This window comes from Acinetobacter sp. Marseille-Q1623, from assembly GCF_902809895.1.
GTDB classification, from domain to species: domain Bacteria; phylum Pseudomonadota; class Gammaproteobacteria; order Pseudomonadales; family Moraxellaceae; genus Acinetobacter; species Acinetobacter piscicola_A.
On the sequence record NZ_CADDWG010000002.1, the window covers coordinates 477,834 to 490,726 of the forward strand.

General features: G+C 34.9%; 11 protein-coding genes and 1 tRNA gene. 10 read left to right on the top strand and 2 right to left on the bottom strand.

Annotated features, from left to right (window positions below):
- Positions 1-8: 8 nt before the first annotated feature.
- The 10 genes from HUV91_RS14935 to HUV91_RS14980 all read left to right on the top strand — a co-directional run bounded on the left by HUV91_RS14935 (position 9) and on the right by HUV91_RS14980 (position 10,395).
- A complete protein-coding gene (locus tag HUV91_RS14935) occupies positions 9-1,661 on the top strand; it encodes an RNA-binding domain-containing protein (protein WP_174493916.1) in 1,653 nt (550 codons plus the stop codon).
- A gap of 315 nt (positions 1,662-1,976) precedes the next feature.
- The gene (locus tag HUV91_RS14940) at positions 1,977-2,366 is read left to right on the top strand and encodes a hypothetical protein (protein ID WP_174493917.1); all 390 of its coding nucleotides are present in this window, start codon (positions 1,977-1,979) and stop codon (positions 2,364-2,366) included.
- 66 nt (positions 2,367-2,432) lie between these two features.
- Positions 2,433-2,891, top strand: a complete 459-nt coding sequence (locus HUV91_RS14945) for a hypothetical protein (RefSeq protein WP_174493918.1) — start codon at positions 2,433-2,435, stop codon at positions 2,889-2,891.
- Between the two features lie 115 nt (positions 2,892-3,006).
- Positions 3,007-3,384, top strand: coding sequence for a DUF4431 domain-containing protein (locus HUV91_RS14950; protein ID WP_130072329.1), 378 nt, complete (start codon positions 3,007-3,009; stop codon positions 3,382-3,384).
- 45 nt (positions 3,385-3,429) lie between these two features.
- Positions 3,430-4,533, top strand: coding sequence for a PD-(D/E)XK nuclease family protein (locus tag HUV91_RS14955; protein WP_174493919.1), 1,104 nt, complete (start codon positions 3,430-3,432; stop codon positions 4,531-4,533).
- A gap of 36 nt (positions 4,534-4,569) precedes the next feature.
- On the top strand, positions 4,570-5,493 hold the full coding sequence (locus HUV91_RS14960) for a GIY-YIG nuclease family protein (protein ID WP_174493920.1): 924 nt from the start codon (positions 4,570-4,572) through the stop codon (positions 5,491-5,493).
- A gap of 42 nt (positions 5,494-5,535) precedes the next feature.
- The gene (locus tag HUV91_RS14965; protein WP_174493921.1) at positions 5,536-8,394 is read left to right on the top strand and encodes a type I restriction endonuclease subunit R; all 2,859 of its coding nucleotides are present in this window, start codon (positions 5,536-5,538) and stop codon (positions 8,392-8,394) included.
- Positions 8,395-9,082: 688 nt separating this feature from the next.
- The gene (locus tag HUV91_RS14970; RefSeq protein WP_130072332.1) at positions 9,083-9,310 is read left to right on the top strand and encodes a hypothetical protein; all 228 of its coding nucleotides are present in this window, start codon (positions 9,083-9,085) and stop codon (positions 9,308-9,310) included.
- Between the two features lie 344 nt (positions 9,311-9,654).
- Complete coding sequence (locus HUV91_RS14975) at positions 9,655-10,176, top strand: tetratricopeptide repeat protein (protein WP_174493922.1); 522 nt, start codon at positions 9,655-9,657, stop codon at positions 10,174-10,176.
- A 143-nt stretch (positions 10,177-10,319) separates the two neighbouring features.
- Positions 10,320-10,395, top strand: a tRNA-Thr gene (locus HUV91_RS14980).
- A 62-nt stretch (positions 10,396-10,457) separates the two neighbouring features.
- Here the strand turns inward: HUV91_RS14980 and HUV91_RS14985 are convergent.
- Together HUV91_RS14985 and HUV91_RS14990 are read right to left on the bottom strand one after the other, a co-directional pair.
- Positions 10,458-11,288 (bottom strand): SAM-dependent methyltransferase, encoded by an 831-nt coding sequence (locus HUV91_RS14985; protein WP_174493923.1) that lies wholly within the window; start codon positions 11,286-11,288, stop codon positions 10,458-10,460.
- 6 nt (positions 11,289-11,294) lie between these two features.
- On the bottom strand, positions 11,295-12,593 hold the full coding sequence (locus HUV91_RS14990) for an FAD-dependent oxidoreductase (RefSeq protein WP_130072335.1): 1,299 nt from the start codon (positions 12,591-12,593) through the stop codon (positions 11,295-11,297).
- Positions 12,594-12,893: the final 300 nt, after the last annotated feature.

Genomic DNA, 12,893 nt, shown 5'->3' on the forward strand with positions numbered 1-12,893 from the left:
AGGTGAAAATGACTGATTATTTAAAAAATCTTGTTTTTCAACTTGTAAACGAGCCAAATGAACAAGAATGGCTTGAGTTTAAAGAAAACTTTCATAGCCCTGAAGAAATTGGAGAGCGCATTTCTGCGCTGTCCAATGGCGCTTGTTTGGCAAATAAACGCTATGGCTATTTAATCTTTGGCGTAACTGATACGAAACAAGCCATTGTAGGTACAACCTTCGACCCAAAAACAAAAAAAGCCAAAGGCAATGAAGACTTAGAGTTTTGGCTCGTTACACGCTTGAACCCAAGAATAGACTTTAAAATCCATCAATTAAACATAGATGGGAAAAATGTCATTTTATTTGAAATCCCTGCAACGAGTGGCACACCTGTCAGCTTTCTACATGAAGCCTATATTCGTGTGGGTAGTTATACTAAAAAGCTAAAAGATTACCCTGAAAAAGCCAAAAAATTATGGCAAAGCATGTCCACTGACTGGAGTGCTGAAATTTGCCAAGATGCAACACTTGAAGACCTAGACCCTATTGCCATTACAACAGCAAGACAACTATTTATTCGTAAAAATCCACGTTTAGCTGAAGATGTGCCAACTTGGGATGACGCGACTTTTTTGAACAAAGCCAGAGTGACGATTAAAGGGAAAATTACCCATACCGCAATCGTATTGCTCGGCTTACCTGAATCAGCGCATTTCATTAACCCTGCGGTGGCTCAAATTACCTGGATTCTAAAAGGTGCAGACGGCGTAGAAAAAGACTATCAACATTTTTACACGCCGTTATTGTTGGCTGTAGATGAGGTCTATCAAAAAATTCGCAACTTGAAATATCGCTATTTAATGGATGGAACGCTTTTCCCCGAAGAGGTTGATCAATACGATCCTTATATTATTCGAGAAGCATTAAGTAACGCGATTGCTCATCAAGATTATCGTATGCGTGGGCGAATTACGATTGTAGAAAAAGAAGATTCAACTTTAACTTTTCAAAACTACGGCAGTTTTTTACCCGAATCCATTGAAAATGTAATCTTAAATGATACACCTGAACAGCAATACCGTAATACCTTCTTAGTCAATGCCATGATGCAACTCAATCTAATTGATACGATTGGCAGTGGTATTCGTAGAATGTTCATCAAACAACGAGAAAAGTTTTTTCCTATGCCTGATTATGATTTGGCAAATAATCGTGTGCAGGTCAAAATTACAGGTAAAGTTTTAAATATAGACTACGCTAGAAAACTGGCCGAACTTCCTGAATTATCTTTGAACAATATTATTGCCCTTGATCAAGTACAGAAAAATCACCTAATCAATGATGAAGATGCTTCTGAACTCCGTAAAAAAGGACTTATTGAGGGTCGAAAACCAAATTATTGTATTTCAGCAGATGTTGCTCAACAAACCGATCAGCAAACTGAATATCTTGAAATGCGTGGATTAGACGATCAACATTATCAAGGTCTTATTTTTGAATATCTAAAAAAGTTTGGGCAAGCAAAACGTTCTGAATTGGAAAAGTTATTATTAGATAAACTCCCTCAGGTTTTAGATGAATCCCAAAAAATAAATAGAATCAGAAATTTAATGCAGAAAATGAGGCGAAATGGTCTAATTAAAACTGAAGGAAAAACATGGAAAATAGCTAAAAAATAGCTAAAAACTAACTAAACTTAGCTATTTTAGCTAAGTTTAGTTATTTTCAAACATAACTTATTGTTAAATAATATATTTATAATAAAAACTAAACAAACAACAACTTTAAAATGAATAAATTTTTCAAACTAAACGTTGTGCTTATACAAACCTCTCCATCAAAAATGAAGTTAGTTTAATAGAACAGGCTAAACAGTGAAAAAAAGGCTTGTTACAGCAGATGTTTGTTTAAGACCAAATGCTTATTTTGTATTATATTCAAAGATATAAAATAAGCCCTTTAACACTTAAGCGATAACAAACAACGGAAAACACATGAAGCCTTTAAGCAAAATTTTAAGCATGGGACTCATCCTGTCGAGTGTACTGTGTATGTCACATGCACAAGCAGGCAATTCTTATTCACCGAAAACCATCCCTGTTGGGCTTCAGGCGGTTAAAAACTATATTCCCAATACCATTTTTTGGGTCAGTGCAGACGATGACTCCGATGCTCGTTATCGTGCATTACGTCATGACAACCTCAAATATGACGGTGATGAGGGTGAATCACATGCTTATACAGTAAAACTGCGCTTAAAACCGATTGATGATAGCAGTTTGCCGATTTTAGAGTGTGATGCCATCATCAACTATGACTATAAAGACAAACAAATTTCTGACTTATCGAAAGATATATTTGGACATTATTGCAAAAATTATTAATTTGAGTTGCACGTTATGGCGTGAATGTTGATGCACGTCTATACAAAATCAAGATCTGGGGAAATCATGAAAAAGTTATTAATCATCGGTATGCTACTTTTGCCTATGCTGGCGCAGGCACAGCCTTTTAAATATCAAAAAACCAATGGGGACTTTAAACATTATCAGGGACAAGCAACCTTAACAGGCACATATTCTCGTGAATTAGACCCTGAATATGTGGATTATTTAGGTGATCATATTTGTTTTACACCTGACAAAAAATCAGCTTCACTGATTCCACGTCCAAAAGGTGACGAACGTATTGTCTATTTCTGCTTTAGTAATTTTGAGCAAGCTAAAAAAACTTTTAAATTGCCCAATAGTATTCAAAAGGGCTATTGCTCTTATGAAGGTAAGGCAACAATTACCATTAAAAACTACGAATTATTTTTTATAGAATCTGAAGGTTTTGATCATACTACATTGATTTCAGCAAAAAATGTGACCCCTGCTAAAGCAGTAAAATGTGATATTTATGATTAACTCATTTAAATTTAACAACGTACACAAAAAACGATAAGTGACTCAACAAGGTATGCTTGAGTAATTCAAGACTTTAGAGCATACCCTTTTTAAACTATTGAAAATGGAATAAATCATGAAAAAAATAGCATTGTTACTCATGGTGGGGGTATTTTCTGTTTCAGGCTTGAGTCAAGCACAAACGGCGTACTATGGTGAACCTGCAACCATTTCAGGCAAGCTCCTCAGAATCAAAAGCCTTCATCCAAATCAGGAAGCATTTGGTGGTAATCAAATCGCTGTCGCTTTAAACCAACAACTCAATGTGGATGGTGAAGAAGGATTAGTTAAAACTAAACTTATTCAATTGGTTGATAGTGATCCACGCTATTCCTCTTTGTTTAAACAGGAAGGAAAGTCAGTGCAAATTAAATGTAGCGAGTTATTTAGAAGTCATACAGCTCATCACACCACAAAAGTTTTATGTGTTGTGGAGTCGGTGAAATATAAATAGCCCTTCGTATATATAAGACACACGGATGCTTGTTTAAGGAAAATCATGAGTTTGACCGATTCAACATTTGAACATTTTCGACAACTTTTAAAAGAAGCCGAAAAGTTCAAACTACCTTTAAGAGAAAAGACATTTTTCGATACCGCTATTCGCAACCATTATGAAAATCCGACCACTGAATTGCTTGAATTTTTCACTCATCCGCAAGAAGCACATGAATTAGGTGATGTTTTTTGGAAAGGGTTAAGTGATGTTATTGCATCCGAAATCAAACTCTCATCTGAACAATCTTTAGGTCAAATTGAAACGATAGAACGTGAATGCGTTACACAGCATGGCAACCGAATTGATTTGGTGATTGAAACAGACCTGTACCTTCTACTCATTGAAGCAAAAATTTATCATTATCAAAATAATCCTTTTGATGATTATGAGTTATATGCAAAACAACGAGCAAAAAACAAAAAATACTTAGGGTTTATTCTAAGTATTTCAGGCAAAAGTGAAACAAAAAATTGGCTTGGTATTTCTTATCAACAATTAGTGAATACTATTCGTCCTTATCTTGCAGAACAAATGCTGACAAATCCGATGAATAAATGGAATTTGTTTGCACGTGAGTTTTTATTACACCTTGAAAGCTATTATCAGATACAGAACTTAGATATGAACCGTGTCCAATTTATTTTTGATCATTACCATGACATCCAAAAGCTACAAGAGTTAAAGACTAATACAATTAAGGATGTTGTAGAAAAAATTAGCCAACAATTAAACCAAAATATTGAAGGATATTTGTCCAAAAACAAATATGAGTCTTGGGGAGGAATTCGATTTTATAATGAAGCATGGAATAATTTTACAAATAACACGCTCTATATATATGAAGATAAAGGTGAAACAGTCATACAAGTCAATACTTATATTTTAAATCTACCAGAAGATCTACATGAAAAAGCTCGGGAAACTTTAAAATGCAATGATGATCCTCGTTATTTGTCGTGGGATATAGAAAAATATAAACGAGGAAGTGAGTGCTGGTTATGTATCTATTGGCTTGTACCTGAAAATACATTTGAAGCAATTGAAAGTTTAATCCTTGAAAAAGCAAATTTACTCAATTTACTAGAAACAACTTTAAGAGCTTAGTTTTTATATAAAATATTAAATATGGGGGAATAAAAGATGGTTCATGGTAAAAGTGTAAAACTTTTTTTGGTTGATGGAACACCCAATGGCATTTTAACTGCTGAAATTATTAATTGGACAGGTCATGTGCTTTCCGCCCCTCGGACTAAACTCCCTGAACTCATTCAACGAGATGAATGTGCAAGAACAGGCATTTATTTTCTCGTTGGATATGAACCTGAAAGTGCTTTACCTTGTGTATATATTGGTGAATCGGACGATGTTGCCAATCGTTTAAAACAACATAACCGTGCAGAAAAGTCAGGGGGCAAAGACTTTTGGGATAAAGTATGTTTAGTCACAGGGAAAGATCAGAATATTACTAAGACGCACATTAAATACTTAGAAAGCAGATTAATTGATATTGCTCAAAGTAATGGACAATGTCAGCTCATCAATGGTACAGCGCATCAATATGACCGTTTACCCGAGTCAGATCGGGCAGATATGGAATATTTTCTTGAGCAAATTCAGGTCGTTTTACCTGTTTTAGGCTATGAGTTTTTAAAAGAAATGAAAATCATCAGCCCAAAATTAAATACAATGCCTGTTGAAAAAACTGTAGAAAACCAAGAAGAAGCTGAATTTTATTTTTCTGTTAAGGGGATTAATGCAAAGGCAAAAGTGGTAGATGGTGAGTTTTATGTTCTAGCAGACTCTGAAGTACGTCAAGAAATGACCGATTTAAACCATACCTATACTAAAAATTTACGTCCACAATTATTTGAAAAAAACATTATTGATTCAACTACATATAAATTTAAGCAAAATTATTTATTTTCAAGTCCTTCGGCGGCAGGTGCTGTAGTTGCAGGAAGATGTAGTAATGGACGTAAAGATTGGCGACAGGTTGGAACAAATATCACTTACGGGGAATGGTTGGAAAACCAAGTAGATCAAGTAAAGATCTCAGAAGCTTAATTACGATTGATATACAACATAAAATAGATTTAAGGGAAAACCATGACAGTACAAAGCGAAGCACAACTTGAAAATGAACTTATTACACAGCTCAATGGCTTGGGCTATGCCAATGTCACCATTAAAGATGAAGCAGCTTTACTGTCAAACTTAAAAGCACAAATTGAACGTGCCAATGCATTGTCTCCCCTATCGAATGCTGAGTGGAAGCAAGTCATTAGCCATTTAAACAGTGGCACTATATTTGAACGCGCACAAAAACTACGAGACAAATTTCCTGTTAAATTTGATGATGGTTCAAGCAAACATATCTATTTTTTATCAGAACAACCGCAACACAATATTTATCAAGTCAGTCATCAAATCACTGTCGATCATAAAGCGACAAATGGACGTACAAGCCGTTTTGATGTCACGCTCTTGGTCAATGGCTTACCTTTAGTCCAAATTGAGCTTAAACGCCGTGGCATGGAAATTGGTGAAGCATTTCATCAAACCCAACGTTATAGCCGTGAAGCTTATGCTTCAGGACAAGGCTTATTTCAGTTTATCCAACTCTTTGTCATTAGTAACGGCGTGAATACTCGTTATTATTCAAATGGCACAAAAAATATTGAATTTACTTTCCCTTGGGCAGGCATAGACAATAAACCCATCAATGAAGTGGTCGATTTTGCACAGGTATTTTTAACACCCAGTCACATTACCCAAATGATGACTCAATATATGGTGCTTTTAGAAACAGCCAATCCACCTGCATTAATGGTATTACGTCCCTATCAAATTTATGCTGTGCAAAAAATTGTTGCACACGTACAAAATAGTCAAAGAAATGGTTATATCTGGCATACCACGGGTTCAGGAAAAACCTTAACATCGTTTAAAGCCAGTCAAATCATCATGCAAATGCCTGATGTCGAAAAAGTTCTTTTTGTCGTAGATCGTAATGATCTCGATACGCAAACATCACGCGAATTTAACGCATTTAAAAAAGACAGTGTCGATAGCACCACCAATACCAAAACGTTGGTCGATCAGCTTGACCAACGCCATGATAAATTGATTGTTACCACCATTCAGAAACTGAATAAAGCGATCAGTACAGATCGTTATGCCAAACATATTCAGTATCTACAAGATAAAAAAGTGGTGTTTATTTTTGATGAATGTCATCGTAGTCAGTTTGGTGAAACTCATCGCAACATTAAAAAATTTTTTAAAAATGCTCAAATGTTTGGCTTTACAGGTACGCCAATTTTTGAAGAAAATAGCCAATCTAAAGCTGGGTTAAAGCTTACAACTGATCACCTTTTTGATGACTGTTTGCATAAATATGTCATTGTCGATGCCATCCGTGACCGTAACGTTCTACAGTTCCAAATCGACTATAGAGGCAAGTTCACAGCCAAAGGTATGCAGACCAACGAAGATGTTGAAGCGATTAATACCCAAGAGTTATACGACAATCCTCAACGTTTAAATATGATTGCCAACTATATTGTCGATCATCACAACATCAAAACCAAACAACGCAAGTTTACAGCCATGTTTTGTGTCAGCTCTGTCGACATGCTCACACAGTACTATGATATTTTTGAAAAAATACAGGCAGAACGACAAGCAGAAAATACAGCATATATCCCTTTGACTATTGCCACTATTTTCTCTTACGGCGCCAATGAGGCGGTCAATAGCGATGGGCAAAATGGTTTAATTGATGAAGAATCTACTGATATTCCCACACAAGTTAATGTGTCTAGCCGCGATAAATTAGATCGTTATATTGCACAGTACAATACGCAATTTAAGACCAATTTTAACTCAGGCGATCAGTTCTATGCTTATTACCGAGATATTGCACAAAAAGTCAAAGATCAAAAAATAGATATTTTGCTTGTGGTCAATATGTTTTTAACAGGCTTTGACTCTAAATATTTAAACACGCTGTATGTTGATAAAAACCTTAAATATCATGGTTTAATTCAAGCATTTTCACGCACCAATCGTGTTCTAAATGCAGATAAACCTTTTGGTAATATCTTATGCTTTCGTAATTTGAAACAAGCCACAGATGAAGCATTGGCACTTTTTTCCAATAAAGAAGCCAAACAAATCGTGCTTATCCCTGCTTTTGAAGAAATTAAAAAAGATTATGACCTTGCTGTACAAAAGCTTTTAACATTAAGCAGTGACTACCAAGCTGTAGATGATTTACTGACAGAAGATGATCAACTCGCTTTTATTAAAGCCTTTCGTGAAGTCATGCGCTACAACGCTCAACTTGAAACCTTTATTGAGTATGACCAAGATCAAACCCAACTCGATAAACAAGCGTTTGCTAATTTTGCATCTAAATATGCAGATCTGTGTCGTGAAGTCAAAACTTCAACCCAAAAAGATAAAGTCTCTGTTTTAAGCGAAGTCGACTTCCAACTGGAGCTATTACATAGTGATCGGGTGAATGTTGGCTACATTCTGAACCTATTGCAAATGGTGGTAAATGCAAAAAATGCGACCCAACGTCAGCAATATGAAGTACAAATTTATGATCTCCTAGGTGGAGAAGTAAGTTTGCACAACAAACAAGAATTGATTAAAAAGTTTATCGAACAGAATGTACCGAAAATGATTAATGGGCAAAGTGTACAACAGGCTTTTGCTCAATTCTGGGATATAGAAAAAGAAAACGCCTATCAACAGCTTTGTGAGCAAGAAAATTTAAAACCTGATGTCATGAAAAGTGTTTTAAAACAATATGAATTTACTAAACGTATGCCACGTAAAGAAGAAATTTCAGAATTACCTAATTACAAATTAGGTCTATTTAAGCGAGATGGTATTTTGAATGACCTTCTGTCTAAAACCCAACGATTTATTGAGAAGTTTTATATCGGGTTTTAAGTTTAATCGTCATTTAAATTTAAAAAATGTATGGTATCGAAAATAAATTTTTATGCCATACCATATATTTTTTCTTTAAATCCAATGTTCATGATGTAAAAAATTAAACAAGTACTTTTGCGTGTTGGGGGTATAAATGGGGGTATAAAGCAAAATAATAAAAACATATTGTATTTAAAACCAATAATTTAAACACGAAATATGATTCCCTCTTTCACCGCCAAATTCTATTCCAAAGTTCTCCAATGGAATACCAAAAGACTTAAACTGTAAGGGTTTAGGTCTTTTTTATTTCTAATCACTACCAACTAAATTCATTGAAATCTAAGCTACTTTGGGGGATGAGATCGGTATCGTTATGATCATGTTCAATATCCTCAATTCCTCCGCATACATGCGTCTTATCTTATTGATCTCTCTTTTCGCTTAAATTATTTATCTAAAATTAAACATATAGATACAAACTGCCACTACAGCCCGCTAACGAAAAAGAGATTATAAATTCAAAAATAAAATCACAACCCAATGATTAAAATGAATATTTTAAAAACAGCAAAGACGTCAGCATAATGAAAAACATATTTAAATATCATTTAGATGCAATAATTCAGACTTAATATCAAAGATACGGTATGCACAATCGAATAAAGCACACGAAATACATCGATTCTAGTATTCGGGAGTTAGAATGAATAACAGTGCCAACTTTGTAAAACAAATCAAAAATGCGAAACGTGGTGGATATACCCCGACCCTTGCAAAAGACATCAATAAACATAAAGTGCAAAAAGCCATTCGCTTAATTGAACAATGGAGAAAACTTGCCAATGAGCTCAAGCCACAAATGCAAATAGACATGGCGCTCACTTTAGAAGAATGTGCTCAAGATTTAGACCAAGTATTAAGGAGTAAGTAAATGTCAATTTTTATATCAGTATGTATATATTTTAGCCTCTAATTTATTTTGAGCTTTTAAACATTTTAAATCTTCGACATAACCCGCAAATAAATGCGGGTTATTTTTAATAAACTAAATTTTAAATTAAAAATACTTACAATCAGGTTTTATTTAAAACCTCTAAATAATTTTATAATAATTATTTATATAAACTTACTAATACTTTTAAAATAAAATTATTTAAAAACATAATATTAGATAATAATTAATAAATATTTTTATATTTTCATCTTTTAATGTTTACAAAATAACTCAACTTTGATAAAAATAATACCAATTAAATCACACTAAGAAGAAAAAGTATGAAAAATTCATTATTAATTTTATGTGCTGCACTTTTTATGCAATCTGTAGCATTCGCAGAATCAACACCTTCAAACGTATTGAATCAAACCACAAGATCTCAAGAAATCGCATACGATTGTCAATCTTTGGCATGGAACTTAGCTGCTGCAAATAAAGGCGATATCGAAGCGCAATATCAAGTCGGCATGAAATATTTTAATGGTGAAGAAGGTCAAAGTGACCATAAAAAAGCACTTCAGTGGTTAAAAATGGCAGCTGAACATCATCATATCCAAGCACAATATCGCCTTGCGACCATTGCAGAAATGGGCTTAATTGATTCAAAAAATGACAAGGAAGCATTCCAATGGTATCTAAAAGCCGCGAATCAAGGCGATGCTAGAGCACAGTTCAAAGTGGCTCAAGCATATCGATCAGGTATAGGTATCGCACAGGATCAACTACAAGCACAACAATGGTTACAAAAAGCAGCGCAAGCGAATCACCCTTTAGCGCAAGCCACTTTGGCAAAGCTATAAATTCTATTTTGGTCATTTAAATGTGATGAAAATTAAAACATGAATAAATTTTCATCACCCTAAAAATAAATCAACATTTTGATTCAATTGTTTATTTTTTGACTTGTAATCTCGTCATTTTTCTGTAGAATTCTCGCTACGTTGCCGGCATAGCTCAGTTGGTAGAGCAACTGACTTGTAATCAGTAGGTCCACAGTTCGAATCCGTGTGCCGGCACCATTTTATACTTAGCCTCGCTTTTTAGTGAGGCTTTGTTGTTTTTGGCATTTCATTTATATACTTCAGATCTTCTGTGCCGTAATTTGCACATAATGCACTAACCCATCCATAAAAAGTTTCTCACATAACTTTGCTGTCATACGGATTTTTAATAGATCTATAGCATAGGCTGCTGAATAATGCCATTTACGTTGTGCTGCATATTGTGCAAAGCCATGCAAAACTTGTTCTGAAATATCTTGAATCTCAATTTGCCCAAAACCACATGTTTTTAGGATATCTGCGGTCTGTGCATTTGTAAAAAGTTGCTGTGCCTGCACATTGGCTGCTTTCAATAAATACGCATATTTTTTTTGCTCTAACCGAGACAAATTTTGCCATTGATCAGACCATGTTAAGTAATGAAAGCCTAATCGCCCCTTTGAGTTTAAAACGAAATGAATAGAGTCTAAGAATGCAGATAAAGGGCTATGATAGGCAGCATCAATACACAGCACCACATCAAAATCTGTTTTAGTCAATCTATTTTTTAAATTTAAGAATGAAGCACAATGAAACTGAATATTTGAATTTAAATTTTTTTCAAGATCGACAATGCACTGTGGCTGTAAATCTACAGCACTAATATTTTCAATCTTATAGTTATTTTGCCAATGCAATACACTTGCACCTCGTCCACAGCCTAAATCTAAAAGCTGATCATTTGAATTTAAAGCGACAGCATGTGCCAACCGATCTGCCAATTGGCGACATGCTTGTGGATAAGACTGCGTAGTTGCCGTCCAATATCCTAAATTCGTCCAAGCATACGGCGCATCATCACCTAAAATTTTTGCATTGATGGCATATTTATGTTGTGAAAATTGTTGCTGTATTGCTTGAGTCCATTTCATAACACATCAGTAACCAAGTTGTGGAGCAACTTCAACTTTAGGTTTTAAATCAACAAATGGCAATGGTGCACCAAAAATCTCGGCGATATGCATAGCAGACGTTACCGCAGATTCTAAAATAGGCAAACCATCACATGACCAAGACCCACAATAGAATACTTTACGATTTTCTTGACGATGACGTTGTTGCAATTCTTTATTCAATGCCACTGTTTCAGAGTTGACCACCGCACGGGTCAAAGTCACCGTTGAAATGACTTTTTTCGGGTCAATTGCTGTGACTGGACGCCACGTTTGAAACACTGGTGATTTGCCCACGAGACTTGGCTCAACCGAGTTTAACCACACCGTAAATTGTTGCTTGGTAAATTTACGATCCATCATATAACTCAGTACACACCAATCTTTACGATTCGGCGGCATGACCGTAATATCGGTATGCATGACCAACTCACCTTGCTCAAACTTAAAGTTTTTCAACAATGCTAGATCTTCAGCAAACTGCTCAGGATTTAAAAAATCCTCCAGTTTATTGGTTGGGGTTGCCACGATGACCCGGTCAAAAAACAATTGTTCGCCTTGGACATTTTCCACTAAGACTTGGTCACCGCGTTCTTCAACTTTTGAAACAGCAGAACCACTATGGATATCGATGCCTTCGACCAATTTATCAACTAATGCAGGTGTACCACCATGCAAACGTAACAATGCATCACCATCTGTTAACTGGCGTAGGAAAACCAATAACGGTTTAGCTGGCCATTCACCAATTGTTTTTGGGTCACACGTACAAATTGTATAGAGCACAGGCATGACTGCACCATGCCAAAATACTTCTTCAATATCATTGTGATTAATAAATTCAGCTAATGTAATATCTTGATTTTTAGATTTAAAAAATTGATGAATTGCTGTTTTAAGTTGCAACATGCCTTTCACTAAACGCCAACCGTATTGCTTAATCCCTTTACGGTTATTGATGATCGGAAAATTTCCTATGCGAGATCGTGTGGTTGTTAACCATGTTTCTGTTTTATCTTCGAACAACCAACTGCATGCCATAAAGGTACGTACAGGAAAGGTTTTAATGCCTAAGTGAGTTGCAAGACTTAAGGTGTTTTTCCATAAATGCGGATTCATCACGCGTAACGGTGCATCAATCAAACCACCTTCAAATGCTAAACTATGACTGTCCATTCCGCGACCAGGTAAGGCTTCAAAGATGGTTATATGATGTCCTGCATCTTTCAGAATTCTTGCTGTAGCAAGGCCAGCCATGCCACTACCAATCACTGCAATATTCAAAGTTATTATCCAAGCGTTAACTATTTTTTTTATTATGAATGAAGCATCTTAAAAATAGGCTATTAAAAAGTTCCAGTTTTTATGGTTTTTCACAAATGAAAAAATATAATCTAATTGATAAAAAATACATCTGCATATAATTTAAACAATATGAATATAACTTATTTTTTTATAACAATTTTTTTAAATTTAAAAATAAACCTTTTTAAAAATATAAAGATAATTTAAATATTTTACCAATTGTTGTATTTACAAACACCTAAGCTTTGATTATCATGAGCAACATAAATGATAACTACT